At 70.0% G+C, this 22,380-nt stretch carries 20 protein-coding genes; 7 read left to right on the forward strand and 13 right to left on the reverse strand.

Going from position 1 to position 22,380, the window contains the following annotated elements:
• Window positions 1–119 precede the first annotated feature (119 nt).
• Window positions 120–1,034, forward strand: coding sequence for an NAD-dependent epimerase/dehydratase family protein (locus IH68_RS0128030; RefSeq protein WP_030940314.1), 915 nt, complete (start codon window positions 120–122; stop codon window positions 1,032–1,034).
• Here the strand turns inward: IH68_RS0128030 and IH68_RS0128035 are convergent, their stop codons facing one another.
• Window positions 1,035–1,508, reverse strand: a complete 474-nt coding sequence (locus tag IH68_RS0128035; protein ID WP_030940316.1) for a hypothetical protein — start codon at window positions 1,506–1,508, stop codon at window positions 1,035–1,037.
• Window positions 1,509–1,889: 381 nt separating this feature from the next.
• On the opposite strand from IH68_RS0128035, the gene IH68_RS0128040 reads away from it, so the two are divergent.
• The 4 genes from IH68_RS0128040 to IH68_RS0128055 are packed head-to-tail and all read left to right on the forward strand — an operon-like array spanning window position 1,890 to window position 4,753.
• Window positions 1,890–2,087, forward strand: coding sequence for a hypothetical protein (locus IH68_RS0128040; RefSeq protein WP_030940327.1), 198 nt, complete (start codon window positions 1,890–1,892; stop codon window positions 2,085–2,087).
• Window positions 2,084–2,731, forward strand: coding sequence for a sigma-70 family RNA polymerase sigma factor (locus tag IH68_RS51895; RefSeq protein WP_051833763.1), 648 nt, complete (start codon window positions 2,084–2,086; stop codon window positions 2,729–2,731). Before IH68_RS0128040 ends, IH68_RS51895 begins: the two co-directional genes overlap by 4 nt.
• 7 nt (window positions 2,732–2,738) lie before the next feature.
• Window positions 2,739–3,458, forward strand: a complete 720-nt coding sequence (locus IH68_RS0128050) for a hypothetical protein (protein ID WP_030940330.1) — start codon at window positions 2,739–2,741, stop codon at window positions 3,456–3,458.
• Window positions 3,455–4,753 (forward strand): MFS transporter, encoded by a 1,299-nt coding sequence (locus IH68_RS0128055; protein ID WP_030940331.1) that lies wholly within the window; start codon window positions 3,455–3,457, stop codon window positions 4,751–4,753. The genes IH68_RS0128050 and IH68_RS0128055 overlap by 4 nt, the downstream gene beginning before the upstream one ends.
• 29 nt (window positions 4,754–4,782) lie before the next feature.
• Here the strand turns inward: IH68_RS0128055 and IH68_RS50245 are convergent, their stop codons facing one another.
• From IH68_RS50245 to IH68_RS0128115, 12 genes are all read right to left on the reverse strand, one after another.
• Window positions 4,783–5,946 (reverse strand): MFS transporter, encoded by a 1,164-nt coding sequence (locus tag IH68_RS50245; protein ID WP_051833764.1) that lies wholly within the window; start codon window positions 5,944–5,946, stop codon window positions 4,783–4,785.
• The gene (locus IH68_RS0128065) at window positions 5,943–6,743 is read right to left on the reverse strand and encodes an ABC transporter permease (protein WP_030940333.1); all 801 of its coding nucleotides are present in this window, start codon (window positions 6,741–6,743) and stop codon (window positions 5,943–5,945) included. Before IH68_RS0128065 ends, IH68_RS50245 begins: the two co-directional genes overlap by 4 nt.
• Before the next feature lie 5 nt (window positions 6,744–6,748).
• Window positions 6,749–7,552 (reverse strand): ABC transporter permease, encoded by an 804-nt coding sequence (locus IH68_RS0128070; RefSeq protein ID WP_030940334.1) that lies wholly within the window; start codon window positions 7,550–7,552, stop codon window positions 6,749–6,751.
• Between the two features lies 1 nt (window position 7,553).
• On the reverse strand, window positions 7,554–8,561 hold the full coding sequence (locus IH68_RS0128075; RefSeq protein ID WP_030940335.1) for an ABC transporter ATP-binding protein: 1,008 nt from the start codon (window positions 8,559–8,561) through the stop codon (window positions 7,554–7,556).
• Window positions 8,558–9,736 (reverse strand): MFS transporter, encoded by a 1,179-nt coding sequence (locus IH68_RS0128080; protein WP_078912631.1) that lies wholly within the window; start codon window positions 9,734–9,736, stop codon window positions 8,558–8,560. The genes IH68_RS0128075 and IH68_RS0128080 overlap by 4 nt, the downstream gene beginning before the upstream one ends.
• Complete coding sequence (locus IH68_RS0128085) at window positions 9,733–12,597, reverse strand: glycoside hydrolase family 2 TIM barrel-domain containing protein (protein ID WP_030940338.1); 2,865 nt, start codon at window positions 12,595–12,597, stop codon at window positions 9,733–9,735. The genes IH68_RS0128080 and IH68_RS0128085 overlap by 4 nt, the downstream gene beginning before the upstream one ends.
• A gap of 27 nt (window positions 12,598–12,624) precedes the next feature.
• Window positions 12,625–13,491: a carbohydrate ABC transporter permease gene (locus IH68_RS0128090; protein ID WP_030940341.1), complete on the reverse strand. Its 867-nt coding sequence runs from the start codon at window positions 13,489–13,491 to the stop codon at window positions 12,625–12,627.
• Window positions 13,488–14,456, reverse strand: coding sequence for a carbohydrate ABC transporter permease (locus IH68_RS0128095; protein ID WP_030940344.1), 969 nt, complete (start codon window positions 14,454–14,456; stop codon window positions 13,488–13,490). Before IH68_RS0128095 ends, IH68_RS0128090 begins: the two co-directional genes overlap by 4 nt.
• Window positions 14,457–14,476: 20 nt before the next feature.
• Entirely contained in the window at window positions 14,477–15,745 is a 1,269-nt protein-coding gene (locus IH68_RS0128100) for an ABC transporter substrate-binding protein (protein WP_030940345.1), read from the reverse strand.
• A 237-nt stretch (window positions 15,746–15,982) separates the two neighbouring features.
• Window positions 15,983–17,827 (reverse strand): glycoside hydrolase, encoded by a 1,845-nt coding sequence (locus IH68_RS0128105; RefSeq protein WP_030940348.1) that lies wholly within the window; start codon window positions 17,825–17,827, stop codon window positions 15,983–15,985.
• A gap of 11 nt (window positions 17,828–17,838) precedes the next feature.
• Window positions 17,839–19,083 carry an ROK family transcriptional regulator gene (locus IH68_RS0128110; protein WP_030940350.1) on the reverse strand — a complete coding sequence of 415 codons (1,245 nt, stop codon included), beginning with the start codon at window positions 19,081–19,083 and terminating at the stop codon, window positions 17,839–17,841.
• Between the two features lie 132 nt (window positions 19,084–19,215).
• Window positions 19,216–20,469 (reverse strand): D-arabinono-1,4-lactone oxidase, encoded by a 1,254-nt coding sequence (locus IH68_RS0128115; protein ID WP_030940351.1) that lies wholly within the window; start codon window positions 20,467–20,469, stop codon window positions 19,216–19,218.
• Between the two features lie 110 nt (window positions 20,470–20,579).
• Here IH68_RS0128115 and IH68_RS0128120 point away from each other — a divergent pair, with 110 nt between their 5' ends.
• Both IH68_RS0128120 and IH68_RS0128125 read left to right on the forward strand, forming a co-directional pair.
• Window positions 20,580–21,587: a hydroxyacid dehydrogenase gene (locus IH68_RS0128120; protein WP_030940353.1), complete on the forward strand. Its 1,008-nt coding sequence runs from the start codon at window positions 20,580–20,582 to the stop codon at window positions 21,585–21,587.
• 89 nt (window positions 21,588–21,676) lie between these two features.
• A complete protein-coding gene (locus IH68_RS0128125; protein WP_030940354.1) occupies window positions 21,677–22,339 on the forward strand; it encodes a pyridoxamine 5'-phosphate oxidase family protein in 663 nt (220 codons plus the stop codon).
• Window positions 22,340–22,380 lie beyond the last annotated feature (41 nt).

The raw sequence follows: 22,380 nt of genomic DNA on the forward strand, positions 1-22,380 counted from the left end.
ATGCCCAGCTAGTTCTTGGCGACCGAATTTACCTCCCGTGTCACAGGCGGGCGGGCTGTCTCGTCCCAGGTCTCGAAGACAGGCTGAAGACAGGCTTCGGGATCAGGAAGGTGATGGTCATGCGGGTGTTCGTGGCAGGCGGGAGCGGGGTCCTCGGGCGGCGGCTGGTGGGGCAGTTGGTGGCCCGGGGGCATCAGGTGACGGCCACGACGACGAGTCCGGCCAAGCTGGACCTGCTGAGGCAGCTTGGCGCCGAAGGGGTCGTGATGGACGGGCTCGACGCGGTGTCGGTCGGCCAGACGGTGGCCGGGGCCCGGCCGGACGTGATCGTGCACCAGATGACGGGCCTTTCCGAGGGGCACGCCGGCAGGCCCGACATGAGGAAGGCCGAGCGGTTCTTCGCCACCACCAACCGGCTCCGCACCGAGGGGATCGACCATCTGCTGGCCGCTGCCGAGGCCACCGGCGTCTCCCACGTCGTCGCGCAGAGCCACGCCAGCTTCAACGGGAACCGCGAGGGCGGCTGGATCAAGACCGAGGAGGAGCCGCTGCAGGTGGTGGAGGGGACCAAGGCGATCAGCCACCTCGAGAACGCCGTGGTCGGGGCCGGCGGCGCGGCCCTGCGCTACGGCGCGTTCTACGGGCCGGGCGCCAACGACGACCAGGTCGGCATGGTGCGCAAGCGGATGTTCCCGCTCGTCGGGGGCGGCACCGGCTACACCTCGTGGGTGCATCTCGACGACGCGGCGAGCGCGACCGTCCTGGCCGTGGAGCAGAAGGCCAGGGGTGTCTTCAACATCGTCGACGACGAGCCGGCGCCGGTCCATGAGTGGCTGCCGTATCTCGCGCAGTGTGCCGGTGCCAAACCGCCGCGGCGGCTCCCGGCGTGGCTGGCGCGGCTGCTGGCCGGCGAGATGCTGGTCGGGATGATGACCGAGGGCCGCGGCTTCTCCAACGCCAAGGCGAGGCGGGAACTGGGCTGGGAACCGCGGTACCCGTCGTGGCGCCAGGGGTTCCGCGAGGAGTTGGCGTGATCACCGCCCGCTGTGGACGGTGTCGAGCTCTCCGACCGACGCCCGTACGTGCTGTGGGTCCCGGCCGGCTCCGGCGCAGCGCCACACGGGCCGCCCCTCCGCCTCGCCCAGATGCATCCCGAGGTCGTGCACGGTGCACACCGGCCAGGCCTGCCACAGGCACTCGGTGACGGTGTCCTGCGCCGCCTCCGCGACGGCGGCGAGGGCGGCGAGGGCGGTGGGGGGTTCCTCGCGGGGGGAGTCGGGGGAGCCTGACCAGAGCTCGTTGCCCCACCACTCCCCGTTGGGAAGGGTGACGTACACGTTCTCCGGTGCGCCCTCTTCCCAGTGCGGCAGGGCCATCAGCCGGAGCGGCCCCTGATCCGGCAGGGTCGCGGCAACGTCCCGGTTGACCAGGGCGAGGGCCTCGTCCAGCGCGGGGTACTCGCCGGGCTTGACCTGACGGGGTGTGGGGTTGTCGAAGGGCGTGTACATGGCCCCATCCTGTGCGGCGAGTGCCGCCCCGCATATGTGAATGTGAGCTACGGCACATCAGTTGGGGGACGTACCAAGTCACGTTCGCGCAAACGGCGTTCGAAGTTCTTCGCTTTCGGTGGATGCGCAGTTCGGCAGGGGTGGCGCATGAGGCGCGAGGGCTGGCGTGCCATGGCGGTGCGCGCCTGTGAATTCGCCCCTGCCCAACAGTCAGCGGAAAGCTACCCTCCGTTAGAAAGATCTGTTCGAAGGACTGCACGTTTTCCGGGTCGCGTCCGCTTATCTGTTTCCCAGAGCAACGAGGCTCTAGGTGCCAGGCCCGTCCAGTGCGGGGGACCGGGCGGTAACGGCACTGTCTGAAAGAGAAGGAAAACAGTCACTGTGAACTACGACGTAGTCAGCCTCGTGCTGGCCTTCGCCGCCGTGGCGCGCTCGTACGCGCCCGACGTGTGGTTCTTAGTGCGGCGTCTGCTCGGCGCCGGAGTCCGCGTCGGGGCCCTCGCCCTGAGCGAACAGCAGCCTCCCCCCGCTCCGACAACCCCCGCCCCGGCCTCCTGGACCGAAGGAGGCCACCGATGACCAGCCCGCAACCCGATCCCGCAGGACGCACGACGCGCAGTTCCGACTTCGTCATGCCGCCCGAGTTCTGGGACTTCCACGCCCGCTACGACCGCGCGTGCTTCGAGTACAGCCGCATCCACCTCGGCGGCAACGCCCTCGCAGCCCGTCGGTTGGTCAACCGCACCTTCCTGTACCTGGCCACGATCTGGCCCCGCCTGGAGGCCATGGAGAATCCCGGCGCCTACGCCTGGGCGCTGTTCAAGCAGCGCGTCCACGGCGAACTCACCGCCCAGGGCCGCAGCCCCGCCACGACCGAGACCCTTGCCTTCGGGCGGGCCATCCGCGCGGCCAGCGCGCCCCTGCTCGGTGCCTTCCGCAGCGCCTTCCAGGCCGAGTACGGAGAGGAGATCGCCGAACTCGAGGAGGGGCTCGGCCTGTTCCGGCAGATGTCACGGCTGAGCGAGCGCCAGTTCGACGTGATCCTGCTGCGTGACGTGCTCGAGTTCGACACCAAGGACACGGCGCTGATCATGGGCATCCGTGAGGCCACCGTCCGGTCCACCCGGCGCACCGCGATCCACCGGCTCGCGACCGCCATGGGGTACCGGACCGAGAACACCCCCGGCACCGCTGCGGACACCGCCGACGACGAGAAGGAGTGACCCACCCGTGAACCGCACCCCGCGCAGCATCGAGGAGGCCCTGCGCCGTTCCTGCGTCTTCCGGGGCGAGTACAGCTACGCCGACCTGGAAGCCGCCCGGCACGACCTTGCCCGCGACCTGCACGAGCTGCGCTGGATGCGGTTCCTCAACACCGCCGCGCACTGCGGCCACACCGCCGGGGCCAACCCGCTCCCGGCCGCCCTGCACGAACAGGCGGCGCACGATCTGCGCCTGCTGTGCCGCGGCACCGTCCACGACCACGGTGCCGCTCGCCGCATCACCGCCTTCGACACCGACCGCGACCCCGACGGCGCTCTCACCTTCGCCTGTCTGCTGTACCTCGCCGACCAGGAGGAGGGCGCCCAGTTCTGGTGGCGCTACACCGCAGGCTCCGGCAATGTCACCGCCGCCCTGTGCCTGTATCTGCTCCATCTGCGCTGCGGTGACATGCGTGACGCCCAGCACTGGGCCGACCAGATCCACCGCCTCAACAGCCTCGGCTGGACCAGCTACACACCCGTGGCGCACCATGCCGACACCACCCCCCACACCTGCGACGGCCCGGGCGTCCGCTACACGCTTCCTCCCCTGCCGCCGGCCGTCTCCGAACGGGCCGTCAAGCACGCGGTCGACGAGCTCGAGGCGCCGTACGACGGAGGCCTCGGCCCCGTCCCGCAGCCCATTCCCGCGCTCGCCGACCACTGGGACGACCTGGTCACCGCGTGAACGTCGGCCGAGCGTGGCTCAGGCGTTCGGGAGCCTCCGACAGCCGCGAGCCCGGAAGCAGCACATCGGACACCGCACCCCCAGCCGTTCAACCCCTCTGGCAGCAGCGGGACTTCGGCATCTTCTGGACCGCCCAGACCCTGTCCGTCCTCGGCGACTCCTTCGCCCTGATCGCGCTGCCCCTGCTGGTCCTCCGGGCCACCGGGTCGGTCGCCCGCATGGGTCTGCTGACGGCGGTGGGCTCGGCCGCCGCCGTGCTCGCGGCGGTGTTCGCCGGGGTCGTGGTGGACCGTGCCGACCGCCGCAGACTCCTCATCGCCTGCGACCTCGTACGGATGGTGCTGTACGGACTGATCCCCGTCGTATGGCTGTTCGGGCCCCAGTTGTGGCTGCTGTACGCGGTCCTGCCGCTGTGCGAGGCCGTCGGCACGTTCTTCGCCGTCGGCTACGTCACCGTCGTCCGGAGCCTGGTCGGCGGCGACCGGCTGACGGAGGCCAACGGCCGCCTGAACGCCACGGCCGCCGCAGCCGGGGTGCTGGGACCGCTGGGCGCGGGACTCGTGGCCGCCTGGACCGGGCCGGCCGCCGCCGTCGGCGTGGACGCGGCGAGCTTCGGGGTGTCGGCGGCCTGCATGTTCCTCGTACGCTTCCGCGCCCGCCCCGTCGACGACCGCCCGGCCGAGCGCACCGGCCTCTGGCGGGACCTGCGCACGGGGGTGTCCTTCCTCTACGGCCACCCCGTCCTGCGCTCCCTCACCGCCCTGCTCTTCGTCTTCAGCTTCCTCACCCTCGGCCTGACCGACCTGGTCATCTACCACCTCAAGCACGACCTCGGCCACGACGACGGCACGGTCGGCACCGTCATGGCCTGCGGCGCGCTCGGCACCATCACCGGTTCTCTGCTGGTCGCCCGGATCCGCCGCCGGCTCGGCTTCGGGCGGACCTGGACGGGCGCGGTCGCGGTGTGCGGCCTGGCCTTCGCCGGCCTGGGCCGGGCGCCGGACGTACGCGTGGTGGCTGCCCTGGGCGCGGCCTTCCTGGCCTGCATCGCCGTCGCGGGCACCTGCTCCATGTCCCTGCGTCAGGAGCTCACCCCCGAGCCCCTGCTCGGCCGTGTCACCTCCGCGTTCTGGACCCTCCACTACTCCGCGGCCCCGATCGGTGCGGCCGTCCTCACCTGGTCGGCGGAACGGCAGGGCACGGCCGCGGTGGGGGTGGTGGCGGGCGGCTGCTGCGTACTGGTCGCGGTCGCCGCCCTGTTCACGCCGATACGGCGGTCGGGGCGCAGCGGCTGACCGTCGTATCGGCATGCGGATGCGGCGGCTCAGGCGTCGCCGGGCATCGCCACCCACCTCACGAGCACGGCCGCGCAGACACCCGACACGATCAGCGCCGCCAGCGCCCCCCGCAGGCCGGCGGCCCCCGCCAGCAGGCCGACGGCCGGGCCCGCCAGCAGAAAGCCGGGCCACTGGCCGATGGTGATCACCGACACGCCCTCGCCGGCCGGGACGTCCGGTTGCCGGCCGGCCAGGGCGATCGCCGCCGGGAGCACGCACGCGATGCCCAGGCCGACGAGGACGAAGCCGCTGACGGCGAGCCACACGCCGGGGTGTACGACCGCCACCGTCCCGCCCGCGGCCACCGTCAGCAACGAGACGCGCAGGAAGCCCCGCCGACCCAGCCGGGCCGTGAAACGGTCGCCCAGGAGTCGTCCCGCGAGGATCGCGACCGAGAAGGACGTGTACGTCGCCGCGCCCAGCGCCGCCCCCTCGTCCAGGTAGTCGGCCGTGTACACGGAACTCCACTGGGATGCGGCCCCCTCGACGAAGGAGCCGAGGAAGGCGATACCGGCGAGCAGGACCAGCTGGGGAGTGAACCGGTTCCGAAGCGGCTGACGTTGTTCCTTCTGCACCGCCGCGTCCTGTGGCAGCCGGGCGCCCAGCAGCAGGAGCAGCGCTCCGAGGACACCACTGCTGCCCGCCATCTGGACGCCCGGTGCGATGTCCGCGGCCGCGGCGAGCGTGCCCAGCGTGCCGCCCGCCAGTACGCCCACGCTGTAGCAGGCGTGGAAGCCGGACATCAAGGGGCGGCCGTGGGCGCGCTCGACCGCGACCGCGAGCGCGTTGACCGGCGTCGCCAGGAAGGTCGCCCCGACTCCCCACACCGTCAGGCCCAGCACCACGGCCGGCACGGATGAAGCCCCGGCCAGCACGGGCGCGTTCACCAGGACGACGGACGCGGCCGCCAGGGCGAGCAGCCGCGTGCTCACCCGCCCGATCAGGACGGTGATCAGGACGATCGCGACCAGGTCACCGGCCGCCGAGGAACTGCTCAGCAGCCCCCAGCAGGCCGTGTCCACGCCGACCTGGTCCCGGATCGCCGGGATCCGGGCCATCCAGCCGCCTTGCGTACCACCGAGGACGACGAACACGAGACGTACCGCGAGGCGGGCTCGTAAGTCGGCGGATGACGTCGCGATGGCCGTCATCCGTTCACCCCCGTGTAGTGGTTGAGGCTCCAGCGCCACAGGAGCCGCGCGACGAGGTACGCGAGCACTCCCAGCAGCGGGGAGGCCGCCGCCAGCCAGTACGGGACGCCCGTGTCGTGGCCGTGCCCCGTGAGTACCGCGGCCGGGAAATAGGCGACGAATGCGAGCGGGAGGCCGAAGGTGAGGAAGCCGCCCACCGCCTTGGGCAGCACGTTCAGCGGGTAGCTGCCGAAGGTGCCGAGCAGCTCCTCCAGCCAGCGGCCCCAGTAGTCGGCGGCCGGGAAGCGGAGCGCGGCGCACGCAACCGCCGTGAACAGGGCGGCCTCCAGCAGCATGGCGCCCAGCACACAGGCGATGAGATACGTGATCCGTCCCGCCGTCCAGTCGAGGTGGCTGCGGGACAGGGCGCCGACCGTCAGGCCGACGGCGACCGTCAGGTCACCGAAGGCGTTGGTGGGGAAGAACTCCAGCTGCACCTGCCGGTGGACCGGCAACGGCCGCAGCAGATAGATGTCGATCTTCCCTTCCTGGATGAACCGGCCCAGCTGGTGCACGCGGCCCAGGCACAGCACGAACAACCCGTGTGCCAGCATCCGTGTCGCCGGGATCAGCAGCACCTCCGAGCTGTCCCAGCCGCCCATCCCGGTGAACCGGGTCAGCAGCACGGTCGCGAACACGATCACCGACACCTGCCAGATCGCGCCGATCGCGATGTTCAGCAGGAACTCGATGCGGTACTCCATCTGGGCGCGAATGTTCAGGCGGGTGATGCGCCAGGCGATCCGGACGGCATTCATAGGCATCAGCCTCCCTGGGAGATGACCCGGTGGGCGGCCCGCCGCCACAGGAACCGGGTGAGGAAGAAGAGCAGGACGACCCAGACGGCCTGGATCGCCAACTGCCCGCCCGCGTCGGCCAGTTGGATCCGGCCCACGTACAGCGACAGGGGCACGCTGAGCGTCGCCTGGAAGGGCAGGAAGGTGCTCATGGTGCGGAACCAGCCGGGGAAGAACCACAGCGGCGCGTACACCCCGGACAGCAGGTTCTGCGCGAAGAGCAGGATGAGCATCGCGGAGGAGTTGCGGATGGTCCAGAAGCACAGCTGGTCCAGGAGCAGCATCACGAAGTAGAGGACCAACTGGCCGAGCAGCAGGCTGACCACGAACACCCCGGCCACGGCCGCCGACCCGGGCGGCTCGATCACCCCGGCCGCGAGACACACCGCATATCCGGCGAGCGCCCACGCGGCCCCGTAGACCTGCTCGCCGAGCGCGCGCAGCGCGTGGTAGCGGGCGGGCGGCAGCGGACGCAGATACCAGTAGACGATGGTGCCGAAGTGCATGTGCTGCAGGACTGTGTCCCGGCCCGCGTACTGGTCCAGCTCCCGCAGCCGGGAGGCGAGTACGGCCAGCACGGCGTAGGTGATGGCCTGCTCGCGGGTCATGCCGGCGGTGGCGCCGGCGTGCGCGTACAGGCCGCCCCACAGGGACGCGACCAGGACCACCTGGACGGTCAGCCGGACCAGGACGGCCGTCATTCGGGGCGGGGCGTGCAGCTCGCCGAGCGGGGTGACGCGGGCGGCCCGCCACGCGTGCAGAACGGCCATGTCAGACCCCTTCTGCCGCGGGCGCCGCATGCGCGTACGCGACCCGCATCACGTCCTCCAGGTCCGCCTCGTCGATGGCGATGCCCGTCACCTCGTACCGCTCGATGACCGCCTTGAGCGCCTGGTGGACCGTGGGGGCCTCGGGCCCGTCCGGGCCGAACACCACCTGCGGGCCGTCCTGCCGCAGCAGTGCGATGCCCGGGGGCGGTACGACGTCGGTGTGCCCGTCGGCGAGCGTCGCCCGCACCTGCCAGGTCGAGCCGAACTTGCGGCGGATCTCGTCGAGAGAGCCGTCGAGGACGAGCCGCCCGTGATTGATCAGCACGACCCGCTCGGCGAGCCGCTCGACCTCCGTCATGTCGTGCGTCGTCAGCAGTACCGTACGGCCGCGCTCCTCGACCTGGTGGCGCAGGAACTCGCGGACCTGCTCCTTGACCACCACGTCCATGCCGATGGTCGGCTCGTCGAGGAAGACGACCGGCGGGTCGTGCAGCAGCGCGGCGGCCAGGTCGCAGCGCACGCGCTGGCCGAGGGAGAGGTGGCGTACGCGGGTGTCCCAGAAGGCGGACAGTTCGAGGATGCCGTCGAACTCCCGCAGCCGGGCGGCATGTTCGTCCTTCGACACGTCGTAGATGTCCCGCAGGATCGCGAAGGACTCCTTCACCGGCAGGTCCCACCACAGCTGGGTGCGCTGCCCGAACACGGCGCCGATGTTGCGGGCGTTGCGCTCCCGCTCCTGGTACGGCACCACGCCCGCGACCCGGGCCTCGCCGGAGGTGGGGGTGAGGATGCCGGTGAGCATCTTGATGGTGGTGGACTTGCCGGCGCCGTTCGGGCCCAGCAGGGCGAGGAGTTCGCCCGGTGCCACGTCGAAGCTGATGTCGGAGACGGCGTGCTTGACGGCCCGCTCCGGGTTGACGAGAGATCTGAGCGTGCCGGCGAAACCCGGACGGCGCACGGTGGTGTGGAAGGAACGGGAGAGGGAGCGGACCTCGATACTGCCGATCACTCGATGGACCTCCGGGTGAGTTGGATCAGCCAGACGGTCGCCGCGAGCGATGCGGCGGAGAGTGCGGTGAGCAGCCAGGGGACGGCGTGGATGCCCCAGGCCTCGATGCCCGCTCCCAGCAGCGGGGGAGCCGCCACTCCACCGGTCATCGACGCGGCGATGACCCAGGCACCTGCGCGCCTCGCCTGGGGAAGCGCCCTGTTCAGCCAGGGCAGTCCGGTCGGGAAGACCGGCGCGATGAACAACCCAACACCGGCGTAGGCCACCGGCGCCACTCCTTTTACACGTGCCAGCAGCAGACACACGGTCATGCCGGCCGCGCAGATCGTCAGGATCCGCTCGGGGGAGTACTTCAGGGTGACCGGCACGACGAGGAAACGGCCCGCCGTCATCATCAGCCAGTACACGGAGGTCGCCGAGGCGGCCACGGTCGCGCTGTAGCCGACGGTCTCCAGATGCGTGGGCTCCCAGCCGCCGACGCCCGCCTCCACGCCGACGTTCAGGATGTAGAGGGCGAGGAAGCCCACGAGAATGCCGGGGAGGCGGCCGCCCGGCGATCCGGGTTGCTGCTGCTTCTCGGGCGGCTCAACAGGGTGTGTCCGCACGCCACTTGAGCCCAGCGGGACCAGTACGGCCGCCAGCACCGCACACGCCCCGAAGGCGTACGCGTAGGCGTCCGGACCCAGCCATGCCACCACCGCCGGGCCGAGCACCGCACCGATGCCGAAGTGCGCGTTGAGCACGTTCAGCATGGCCGTGGAGCGGTCGCCGAAGCCGACCGCGAACAGCTGGTTGAGGCCGTAGTCGATACCGCCGAAGCCGAGGCCGCCGAGGAAGGCGGCGGCGAGGGCCAGGGGCCAGTCGGGGGCCAGTGCGAAGCCCGCGCCGCCCAGCGCCATCAGCCCGTAACTCGCCGCCAGCAGCGCCCTGTTGCTGATCCGGGAGTGGATCGCATTGAAGGCCAGAACGCCCGCGACGCCGCCCGCGAAGTGCAGGCTCAGACCGAGCCCGGCACCGGACGGGGACAGGCCGAACTCCGCGCGCAGGCCCGGCACCGCGGGGCCGTACAGCGCCTGGAGGATGCCGATGAGGACGAAACCGAGGCAGGACGCGACCGCGGCCGGCCGACTGAAGAGCCGGCCGGCCGCGGTGGACCGTATGTCCGTGTCCGTCAACTGATCTCCGAGAAGACGAAGGAGAACTCGGCCGGCTCGGCATGCAGCTGGTACTGCGGCAGCACGCCCGGGCCGCAGGACCCGGTGCCGATGCCGTGCAGGCCGTGGTCGAGGTTCACCCACACCGTCTCGCCCGGTGTGAGGTCGGTGCGGTGGGTGGCCGCGTCCAACTGCTCGGTGGTCCAGCGGCGGGCGGTGAGGAAGAACTCCGGGTCGCCGTCGATGCGCAGCCCGCCGAGCTCGGCCCAGCGGACGTCGGCGCGGGCGCCGTTCTCCTGCGGGCGGAGGTACGGGGTCTGCAGTCCGTCCACGGTGGACTCCCAACGACCCACCCTGGAGGCCGCCTTGGTGTCCGGGTAGCCCTCGCCGGGTCCGCCGCCGTACCACTTCACGGTGTCGGCCCGGGTGAGCCCGAAGCGCACGCCGAGGCGCGGCAGCGGCACCGGCCACTCACCCTCCGGGCCCACGGACACGGTCAGCCTGAGGCGGCTGCCGTCCGAGGTCCAGCGGTACACCGCGGCGAGGCCGAACTCCCAGGCGGCCGGGGCGACCCGGGTCCGCACGGTCAGCGCGTCGTCGCCGATCTCCACGCCGTCGAGCCGGTGCCGCATGCGGTGCAGGCCGTACTTGCGCCACAGGGTGGCCCAGCGGGTGTCGGTCTGCCACTCGGCGCCCTCGTCGTTGTCGGTGGTCGCCCGCCACACGTCCAGGCGCAGGCCGCTCACCTCGACGCCGCCGATCGTCTTCAGCGCACCGGTGCGGGCGTCGAAGGAAGCGGGTCCGAGTGTGATCACACCGTCGCCGGCGACCGGACCGTCGGTCGCGGCCACGGACGGCAACGTCCGTGCGGTGACCGGGACCTGCCCCCAGGCCACCTCGTGGCCCTTGGGCCCCCAGTCGGTGTCGGCGGCCAGCAGCGCCCGTACCGTCCACTGCGTCTCGCCGCCACCATGGTCGGCGGCCGGCTCGGGCAGCTTGACGTCCGCGGACTCGCCCGGGGCGAGCGCGGGCAGCGACAAGGAGCCCGACTCGACCGTCTCGCCGTCCACTTGGTAGGACCACTCGAAGGCGAACGCGGACAGGTCGGCGAAGTCCTGCTTGTTCGTGATCCGTACGGCGGTGTCGGCGCCCTCGATGGAGACGGGCTCGATGACCTTCTTGAACTCCAGCAGGCCCGGGGAGGGCTGCCGGTCGGGGAAGATCAGGCCGTCGCAGACGAAGTTGCCGTCGTGCAGCTCCTCGCCGAAGTCGCCGCCGTAGGCGTAGCCCAGCTCCGGGTGCCTGACGCCGTGGTCGATCCACTCCCAGATGAAGCCGCCCTGGAGCCGCTCGTACTTCTCGAACAGCTCCTGGTAGTCGGCGATGCCGCCCGGGCCGTTGCCCATGGCGTGGCCGTACTCGCAGAGGATGAAGGGGAGTTGGCGCCGCTTGTGCGTGCCGCCGTCCAGCTCCTTGCCGATCTGCTCGACCTCGGCGTGATTGGCGTACATCCGCGAGTACATGTCCGTGTCACGGGAGTTCCAGTCGCCCTCGTAGTGCACGAGGCGGGAGGCGTCCCGGCCGTGGATCCACTCGGCCATGGCGGTGAGGCCGCGTCCGGTGCCGGCCTCGTTGCCGAGCGACCAGATGACGACCGACGGGTGGTTCTTGTCCCGCTCGACCATGCGGGCCGCGCGGTCCAGGAGGGCCGGCGTCCAGCGGCCGTCGTCGACCGGGTTGTCCCGCCAGGCCTGCTCCGTGAAGCCGTGGGTCTCCAGGTCGCACTCGTCGATGACCCACAGGCCGTACTCGTCGCACAGGTCCAGGAAGGCCGGGTGCGGCGGGTAGTGGGAGGTGCGGACGGCGTTGAGGTTGTGCCGCTTCATCAGCAGCACGTCCTCGCGCATGGTCTCCAGGTCGAGCGCACGGCCCTTCTCGGGGTGCCACTCGTGGCGGTTGACGCCCTTGAAGAGGACCGCCTTGCCGTTGACCTTGATGAGGCCGTCGGCCAGCTCGACCGTCCGGAAGCCGATGCGCAGCGGGACGCGCTCGCCCTCGGTGACCAGCTCGCCGTCGTACAGCTTCGGCGTCTCGGCCGTCCACGCCTCGACCGGGACCGTCACCGGCTCACCGGTCGCCACATCGATGTCCAGTGCGGGCACGGTCACCCGCCCGTCGACGTCGGAGTCGACGCGCAGGGTGCCCTCGCCCGTGAGGTGGTCGTAGGAGGCGTGCACGAAGAAGTCGAGGGCGCTGCCCGCCGGGCGGTGCAGCAGCGTCACGTCACGGAAGATGCCGGGCAGCCACCACTGGTCCTGGTCCTCCAGGTACGAGCCCGCGGACCACTGGTGCACGCGTACGGCGAGCACGTTGCCGCTCGGCTTCAGCAGGTGCCCGACCGCGAACTCGTGCGGCAGCCGGGAGCCCTTGAACTCGCCGATGTCCGTGCCGTTCAGCCAGACGCGGGCGCAGGACTCGACACCGTCGAAGCGGATCACGGCCCCGCCGTCGGCCGGCCAGTCCTCGGGCAGGTCGAAGACGCGCAGGTGGTCGCCGGTCGGGTTCTCCGTCGGTACGTGCGGCGGGTCGACCGGGAAGGGGTAGAGGTGGTTGGTGTAGATGGGCAGGCCGAAGGCGCCGTCGCCCTGGAGGACCCAGTGGCCGGGAACCGTGACCTCGGCCCAGCCTCCGGCGTCGTACCCCTCCTCCGCGAAGGAGTCGTCCTCGGCGTCGGCGGTCGGTGAGACGCGCAGGCGCCAACTCCCGTTCAGAGAAAGAGACTTGGCGTCGGAGGACGCGTACCGGGCGCGGGGCGGGAGGGCCCCGCTGCCCGGTGAGACGTCCTCTACATAGTCGGTGGCCGTGGTGGTGCGGAAAGACATCGGTCTCCCGGTCGTGAGTGGAGGGCGTCAGCCCTTGATGCCGGTCTGTGCGATTCCCTGGACCAGCCAGCGCTGGAGGAAGAGGAAGACGAAGATCAGGGGCAGGATGGAGATGGCGGTGGCCATGAAGATCAGATGGAAGTTGACGGTCTGGTTGGTCATGAAGGACGAGAGCGCGATCTGGACGGTCCAGGAGCTCGGGTCCTGGCCGATGACCAGCGGCCACAGGAACGAGTTCCAGGCGCTGATGAACGTGATCGTGGCGATCGCCGCGAAGAAGTTCAGCGAGTTGGGTACGACGATCCGCCAGTACGCGCCCCAGTAGCCGAGCCCGTCCACGCGCGCTGCCTCCTCCAGCTCCTTGGGGAATCCCAGGAAGTACTGCCGGAAAAGGAAGCAGGTGAAACCACTGAACAGGCCCGGGATGATCAGACCTCGGTAGGTGTCCACCCAGCCGAGTGACGAGACCAGCACGAAGCTCGGCACGAAGGTGACAGCTGTCGGGACCATCAGGGTCGCCAGGACGGCGTAGAAGACCTTGTTGGCGTGCTTGTACGGGATGCGGGCCAGGCCGTAGCCGGCCAGGGAGCAGACCAGCAGGGTGCCGAACGTGGTCAGGACGGCGACGACCAGCGAGTTGATCATGGAGCGGCTGAAGTCGACCGTGGGGTCGTCGAACAGTTCGGAGATGTTGCCCCACTGGAAGGAGGGCAGCACCTTCCAGTTCTCGCCCGTGATCTCCAGGTCGGTGGAGAGGGAGTTGCGGACGATCAGGTAGAAGGGGATCAGGAAGAGCAGAGCGGCGACGCCGACGGCGATGTACAGCCCCGTGTTGCCGAAGACGCCCCGGCCCTTCTTGCGCTGCTTGCCGACCTGAGGTGCGGTGGTGGTCACTTGGACTCATCCCCCCTTCCGAAGCCCATGAACTTGCCCTGGATCAGGGTGACGAGGCAGATGAGCAGCGACAGGATGACCGCGCCCGCGCTGCCGGCGCCGTAGTCCTGGCTGGTGCCGAGGGCCGATTTGTAGAGCACCATGAGCGGTGTCTGCGCCCACGTCGCCTTCTGCCCGATGATGTTGAAGAACTCGTCGAACGCCTGGTACGCGGCGATGAGCAGCAGCAGGATGACCGCGGTCGAGGTGGCCCGAAGCTGCGGCAGTGTGATGTACCGGAAGGTCTGCCAGCCCTTCTTCGCCCCGTCGATGGCGGCGGCCTCGTACAGCTCGGCCGGGATGTTCTGGAGCGCCGCCAGGAACAGGATCATGTAGAAGCCCGACTGGATCCACAGGCGCAGGGTCACGATGACCAGCCAGTACCAGGGCGGAGTGGGGTTGGACATCCATGCGATCGTGTCGGCGCCGAACCAGCCGATGACCGTGTTCGCGAGTCCGAACCGGACGCCGCTGAAGATGGACATCTTCCAGATCAGGGCGGCGGCCACGTACGAGACGGCGGTCGGCAGGAAGAACACCGAGCGGAAGAACGCCCGCATGAACCGCAGCCGGTTGACCAGCAGCGCAAGGCCCAGTGACAGTGCCCAGGTGGTCGGCACGATGAACGCGGCGAACACGGTGAACGTCACCAGCGAGCCGGGGAATTCGCTGTTGGTCAGGATCTGCTTGTAGTTGTCGAAACCGATGAAATGGCTCGGCGTGACCGTGTAGCGGGCGTCGAAGAAGCTGAGCCAGACGCTCCAGACGATCGGCACGAAGACGAAGATCGCCAGGCCGATCAGGAAGGGCCCGGTGAAGAGCCAGAAGTTCAGGGTGGCGTTGCCCCGCAGGCCCCGCCGCGGCCGGGCCGGGGAGGCCTTGGCCGGGGCGGGCTGGGCGACCCCGCGTGTGGTGGTGGTCGACATGTCGTGGTCTTCCCGGCGGCCTATCCGAACAGCTTCTTGAGCTCGACGTTGACCTTCTTGTCGCAGGTGTCGAGCGCCTTCTCCGGGTCGCCGTTCTTCCGGACGGAGGACGCGATCACCTCGGCGAACGCGGTTTGCATGGTCTGGTCGTAGGCGATGTTGTCGAAGTGGCCGTAGTCGGTGAAGAGCTTCACGCCCTCGGCCGGCAGACCCGACTTGAGCTTGGTGGCCGTGTTGGCGATCGAGGTGCGTGGCGGGATGTGGAAGCCGTACGAGGTGGCCCAGTCCTCCTGGTACTGCTTCTGGTCGAGCCACAGCCACTTGACGTATTCCTTGGCCGCGTCGACGTTCTTGCCCTTGGCGTTGACGAAGATCGACCAGCCGCCGTTGTAGACGGACTGCTTGCCTGCGCTGCCGATCTTCGGGAACGGGAAGATGCCGAGGTCGTCGCCGAGCGCCTTCTGCATGGCCGGCATGGACCACATGCCACCCCACTGGATGGCGCACAGGCCCTGGTTGAGCGAGGACGGGTCCCAGAAGTCGGTCGGGGCGTCGAGGAGCACGTTGCCGCTGGTGAACAGCGTGCGAAGCTTCTTGAGGCCCTCGGCGACGCCGTCCGTGTGGTAGGCGATCTCGTTCTTCTCGTTGATGGTGTCGGCGCCGGCCGACCAGATGATCACGTTCTGGATCGGGGTGAAGTCGTTGCCGAGGAAGACACCCTTGACCTTGCTGGTGGTGAGCTTGGCGGCGGCCTCGATCAGCTCGTCGAGCGTGGTCGGGACGTCGACCTTCGCCTTCTCCAGCATCGACTTGCGGTAGTAGAAGAACTGCGGGTCGTCGATCATCCGTATCCCGTAGATCTTCCCGTCGACCGTGTGGGACTTGATGTCGTTCTGGTTGAAGTCGTTCTTGACCGGGTCGATGATGTCGCTCAGGTCCGCCACCTGGCCGCTCTTGACGAGCTGCAGCTGCGGGTGGAACTCGAAGACGTCGGGCGCCTTCGAGGTGAGCAGCGCCGCAAAGAGCGCGGACTCGAAGTTGTTGCCCGTGATCCAGTTGGTGTTGACGTTGGCCTTCTTGTAGGCCGCCGCGTACCGCTTGAGGGCCTGTTCCGTGCCGGCCTCACCGTAGGCGTGGAAGTACTGGGTGAGCTGAGTGCCCGACCCCCCACCGCTTCCGCCTCGCCCGTTGTTGCTGCCGCACGCGGCCAGCGTGCCGGCGGCGGCCATGCCCGCGGCGGCCCGGAAGATCGACCGGCGGGAGAAGTTGCTGTTGCTCATTGCCGACATGCTGACGTCCTTGTCTCGATTCCGGCTGCGGCTGAGGCTGCGGCTCCACGGCTTCAGCGCCAGGTGGCTCAAATTGCGTTGCGGTGCGGGACGTTAACCTTCGGCTAAGGCTTCGGCAAGGGGTTGGACGAAGTCTGTTCGAAGCGTTAAATCCGGTTCGGAATCCCGAACGTGGGGTGGTGCGGGGGGTGAGGGCCGCCGGGTCAGGGTGTGGCCGGCGGCCCTCGGTGCAGGGGACTAGGCCTTGTTCCAGACTTCGTTGGTGCCGCCGTTGCAGCTGTACAGGATCGCTTTGCTGCCGTCGGTGGTCGCCTGCCCGCTGACGTCCAGGCACTTGCCGGACGCCTCACTGAGGATCTGGCCGTTGGCGTTCAGCAGCCAGCGCTGGCCTGCGTCACCGGTGTAGTCGGCGGTCGTCGTCAGGCCCGAACTCCCGGCCGTGAGATAGCCGTTCACGCCCTTCAGGGCGCCCTTGCCGTCGTACGACCACGACTGCTCGCTCCCGCCCGTGCATGTGCTGATGGCGGCCCCGGAGGTGCCCGCGGTCAGGCACTTGCCGGACTGCTTGCCCTGCAGCGCACCCGTGACCGCCGAGCTGCCGCGGCCCTTCTGGTCGAAGACGTACGTCGTGACGGAGCGGGCCGCGAGGGTCGTGGACGCCGTGCCGCCGCTCACCGTCGGCCTGGCGACGTTCGCCCAGTCCTCGGTGGCCGAGGTCCGGACGGCCTGCGCGGCCGCCACCGGCGTCTTGCTGTTGAAGTGCAAACTCAGCGGCGTGTCGGTGGAGTTGTGGTTGTTGACCACGACCACCCACTTGCCGTCCCGGTCGTACGACGACACCTCGACACCGTCCGGCGCCCCGGTCACGTTGTGCGCGACCGAGCCCGGCCGGACGAACCTGCTGTACTGGCCGAGCGCGTAGTACCGCTTGGTGAAGTACAGCTTCTGGTTGCCGTTCGTCGCGTAGTCGGGGTCGTAGTAGATCAGGCCGTCGTTCCAGCCCGTGTCGTTCCTCTCGGTGGGAGAGGTGCCGTAGCCGCTGGCCAGGGCCACCCACCACTGGAACGCCGAGTCGTGCGAGCTCGCGAAGTCCTTGTAGATGATCCGTGACATCAGCAGGGCGTTGTCGATGGTCGGGTCGTACTCCTGGTTCCAGCCCGTGCTGCCCTTGCCGAAGCAGCAGATCTCCGTGGCCCAGGACTTCTTGCCGACCGTCCTCGACGTCTCGTAGACATTGCCCAGCCGGCCGTCGTCGGGGTTGTTGTACGTGTGGTGCGCGAGCGCGGACACGTACTGCGCGGTGCCCGGCTGTGAGATCCACTGCGGCAGCTCGTCGACGAACTGGGTCGTCTTGCTGGACTCGTCGGCGATGACCGACGTCTGCTGCTTCCGGGCCCGCTGCTCGGCACCCAACGCCCGCACGATGTCGTCGCGTTGGTCGGGCGTGACCTTCATGCCTTCCTGGCCGCAGTCCCCGAAGTCGTTGTCCGGCTCGTTGAACGGGCTGATGTAGTCGAGCTTCACGCCCTGCTCGGCGAAGTGGTCGGTCACGTCCGCCACGTACTTGGCGAAGTCCGACTCGCTGCCCGCCTTCAACTGGCCGCCGCAGCTCTGGCCGTTGGTCGTCCACTGCGCGGGCGCGCTGTTGACGAAGCCGATGAGGTCCTTGACGCCGTACTTCGCGGCGTACTTGAGGAACGTACGGCCGCCCTTGTCATTGCTCCAGTTGTACGAGCCGTCGGGGTTGAGGAAGTCCTCGGCGGCGCGGGCCGGCGTGGTGACCGCGACGCCGCCACCGCCGATGTTGTAGCGGTACGAGGAGAGGCCCAGGCCCTGCTGGGAGAAGAGCAGGCCTGCGATCCGGGCCTGCACCTCGGGCTTGAAGTGCTGCAGGTCGTTGACCCACCAGGCGCCCGACGCACCGATGTCGTCGATGGTCTGGGCGGCGTGCGGGGAGACCTCGGCCGCCGTGGGGGTGGCGGCCGAGGAGGGCGGGGCGGATATCAGGGGACCCGCGACGGCGAATGCGGCTGCGGCCGTCAGCAAGGCGGATCTGCGGGGGTGGGGGTGAGACACGTGCATCCCTTCGGTCGTCATGAAGGTGGTGCGGTACGGCTCCTTGTGGGGGTGGTGCGTTTCGCATTCCTCTGCCCGACGGACTGCAGCGCGCCTTCCAGCGCGAACGTCGCCGCACCCAGGCACGCCGGGTCGGTGGGGATCGGGGAGAGGACGATCTCGGTGGCGGCCATCGGCCGCGGCAGCGCGTGCCGGGCGACGGCCTCGCGCACCTCCGCGACCAGGGGCTCGCCGAGGGCGGCCGCGACCCAGCTGCTGAGCACGACCACCTCGGGGTTGAACAGGTTGACCAGGTCGGCGATGCCGGCGCCGAGGTAACGGGCGGTGTCCCGGACCACCTTGACCGCCACCGGGTCCTGCTCCCGCATCCCCTGGGCCAGCGCGGCGATGGTGGCCGTCTGGTCCTCCGGGTGCAGCAGCGGGCTGCGGGGGCTCAACTCCCGCAGATTCAGCATGATTCCGGGCGCTCCGACATACGTCTCCACGCAGCCGTGGTTCCCGCAGTGGCACAGCCGGCCGTCGAGGACGATCGTGTTGTGACCCCACTCGCCGGCGCTGTTGCTGATCCCGCGGTGCAGCCCGCCGCCCAGGACGAGCCCGGCGCCCACGCCGGTCCCGAGGGTGACCACGACGGCGTCCCCGCGCCCGCGGGCGGCCCCGAACCACAGCTCGGCGACGGCGACGGCGCGCAGCGGGTTGTCCAGGTAGAGGGGGTAGGCGATGTGCTCGGTGAGCAGGTCGAGCAGCGGCACGTCGTGCCAGTCCCAGTTGGGCGCGTACTCGGCGATGCCGGTGGCGCGGTCGACCTGCCCCGGCACGCTCACGCCCACGCCCAGCACCCGCGCGCCCTCGATGCCGGCCTGCGCGACCACCGAGCCGACGGCGGCCGCGACATGGCCGACCATCTGCGCGGGGAGGCTCTCGCCGGGGCGGACGTCCTCCTCGGCGCGGGCCAGCACGTTCAGCGCCAGGTCGAACAGCTCGACATGGACGTACGTCTCCGCGATGTCGACGCCGATCAACGCGCCCCCCGACGCGTTGACCGCCACGAGCCCCCGGGGGCGGCCGCCCGCCGAGTCCTCGAACCCGACCTCGGTGATCATCCGCAGATCGAGGAGTTCGCCGACGAGCGTGGCGACCGTGGCGAGGCTCAGACCGGTGGCGGCCGCCAGCTCCTGCCGGGAGGTGGGAGACGCGGCGATGATCTGGCGCAGCACCTCGTAGCGGTTCGCGGTGCGGATGTCACGTGATGTGCGCTTCACTGGTCGGTCGCCCCCCGGTGCTTTCAGGCCAAGGGCACCGGGCACGTCGGCACCGGCGCGGCGCAAGGCTATGGCCTGCGGGGGACTTTCGACAAGGGGTTAGGAAAGGGGGTTTATAAAGCCCTCCGGATATCAGTCGCCCAGTACAGTCCGCACGAAGGGGTTGGCGAATTTTCCGTCCGGGTCCAGGGCCCGCGCAAGCACCCGGAAGTCTGCGAGTCGGGGGTACCGGCCGCGCAGGACCGGCGCGGGCGTGGTGAAGACCTTGCCCCAGTGCGGGCGGGCGTCGAACGGGTCCAGCGCCTCCTCCACCCGCCGCACCACCGGCAGCACGGCCTGCGTGTCCTCGACCCAGGTGAAGTGCACCGCCACGGTGTCCCGCCCGTACGCCGGGCTCAGCCACTGCTGGTCGGCGGCGACCGTGCGTATCTCGCAGGTCTGCAGCACGGGGGCCACTGTCGCCCGGATCCCGTCGAGGGCGTGCAGGACGTCGACGGCGTGCTCTCGGGGCAGCAGATACTCCGACTGCAGCTCGGCCCCGCTGCTCGGCGTGAACTCAGCCCGGAAGTGCGGCAGCCGCTCGTGCCACGGCCCCGGCACCCCGAACTGTTCCGTGCAGTTCACGGCCGGCATTCCTGGCACGGGGTGCAGCTTCTCGGTCGCGGGCGCGGCCCACGGGAAGTCCGGGAGCGGCTGGTCGGTGCGCCGCTTGAGCCACACCTGCCGGAACCCGGGCTCCCGCCAGTCGGTGAACAGGCTCACGCTGTACGCCGCCGCCGCGATCGTCTCGTACGCCTCCAGGTCCAGCCCCGCGAGGGGGAGTTCGGTGAACACGTGCTGCTCGACCTCGAAGGCCGGCTCCAGGTCGAGGGTGAGGGCGACCACGACGCCGAGCGCGCCCAGGGAGGTGACGGCCCCGTCGAACCGCGCGTCGCCCCGCCCGATCCGCACCGTGTCCCCGTCGGCCGTGACCAGTTCCACCTCGCGCACCGGTGCCGCCAGCGATCCGTTGGCCACCCCCGAGCCGTGCGTGCCGGTCGCCACCGAACCGGCCACGGAGATGTGCGGCAGGGACGCCATGTTGGGCAGCGCGAGCCCGTGCGTGTGCACCACGCGGGCGAGTTCCGCGTACCGGACGCCGCCCGAGACCCGTACCGTGCGGGCCGTGGTGTCCACGTCGATCACCGGCGGCAGTCCGGCGATCGAGAGCAGGGTGCCCTCGGGGCCCGGCTCGGCGATCTCGTTGAAGGAGTGGCCGCTGCCCAGGACGCGGACCTTCGAGCTGTCGGCCACGAGGGTCCTGAGCGCGTCGAGCGAGTGGGGGCGGTGCAACTCCTTCGCCGCATAGGTGATGTTGCCTGCCCAGTTGGTGACCGTCTCCGTCATTCCCTGTCGTCCCTCCGGCGAGTGCGTGTGCATTGACCCTCTCATCTGCCGCGACCTACCGTGGAGAGCGTTTTCTACAACTTCCTCGCCGAAGCCGGAGGGCCACCCCCTTGCCCGAGCGTCCCCAGGCTCTGTTCGCCATGACCGCCGAGAACCTGCCGCTCGTCTTCCCTCCGAGCGTCCTCGCGCGACTGCGCGAGGCGGTGGACATCGATCCGGACCTGATCGCCGAGGACTTCACCGAACCGCGCGTCCGTGAGGTGCTCGCGCGCACCGAGATCCTGGTCACCGGCTGGGGCTGCCCCCGCCTGGACGCGGCCGTCCTCGACGCGGCTCCGAAACTGCGCGCGATCCTGCACTCGGCCGGCTCGGTCAAGGGCTTCACCACGCCCGAGGTCTGGCGGCGCGGCATCGCGGTCTCCTCGGCCGCCGCGGCCAACGCGCTGCCGGTCGCGGAGTACACGCTCGCGATGATCCTGCTCGCCGGGAAGGACCTCCTCGGCGCTCGGGAACGCCTGCGCACGACACGGGCCCACCCCGGCTGGGGCGTCGTCCCCGGCATCGGCAACCATGGCCGCCGTGTCGGCGTGATCGGCGCCTCCCGCATCGGCCGCCGCGTCATCGAGTTGCTGTCACCCTTCGACCTGCGCGTGAGCCTCGCCGACCCATATGTCGCCGAGCCGCGAGCAGCCGAACTCGGCGTACGACTACTGCCGTTGGACGACCTTCTGCGTACGTCGGACATCGTCACGATCCACGCGCCCGAAACCCCTCGGACCCACCACCTGATCGGTCACCGGGAACTCGCCCTCATGCCCGACGGGGCGACCCTGATCAACACCGCGCGCGGCGGCCTGGTCGACCACGAGGCCCTGGTCGACGAGGTGCGCACCGGCCGTCTGAACGCCGTCCTCGACGTCACCGACCCCGAGCCCCTCCCCGCCGACTCTCCCCTCTACGACCTCCCGGGCGCCTTCGTGACCCCCCACCTCGCGGGCTCCCAGGGCAACGAGCTGTCCCGCCTCGGCATGACGGTCGCCGAGGAGGCCGCACGTCTGGTGGCGGGCGGAGAGCCGGCCCATCCGGTTGATCCAGAGGCCCTGGAGAGACAAGCGTGAGCTGCGGATTTCGTCGAAGTCGGCGCATTGGGCGAGGCTTTCCGTAAATCTGTCGCGCAGTAGCTGCGATATCGGTAGCGTCCATTCGTGTGACGCTCGAACCGCTCCCCGAGACCGACCTCACCCGCCACCGCCGCCTGCGCGAGCAGGGCAGCCTGGACCGTACGGACCTGGACGCGATCCTCGACGCCGGGTTCGTCTGTCACCTGGGTGTGGTGGTCGCGGGGCGTCCGCTGGTCGTGCCGACCGTCTACGGGCGTGACGAACGGCAGCTCTATCTGCACGGTTCCGTGGCCAGCCGCAGCCTGGCGGGCGGCACCCCGGTCTGCGTCACCGTCACGCACTTCGACGGCCTCGTCCTGGCCCGCTCGGTCTTCGAGCACGGCGTCAACTACCGCAGCGCGATGATCCACGGCGAGGCCCGCAAGGTCACCGACCCCGAGGAGAAGCTGGAGGGCCTGCGCCGGCTCACCGAGCACGCGGCGCCCGGCCAGTGGTCGTACGCCCGTCTGCCGAACCGCAAGGAACTCGCCGCCACCACCCTGCTCGCCCTGTCCCTCGAAGAGGCCTCGGTCAAGATCCGCACCGGCCCGCCCGACGACGGCGACGGACCCGACGCCGAGCTGGGCCTGTGGGCCGGAACCCTGCCGCTGACCTCGGCCTGGGGCACCCCCGTGCCCGACCCGCTGCTGCCGCCGGGCACCTCCGTACCAGGACACATCGCGCGCCGCGGGGGGACCCGGCACGGCTGATCCGCACGCGGGGGCATACCGTGAGGAGCCGAACGCCTGAG

The organism is Streptomyces sp. NRRL S-646 (assembly GCF_000720765.1).
Taxonomy (GTDB): Bacteria; Actinomycetota; Actinomycetes; order Streptomycetales; family Streptomycetaceae; genus Streptomyces.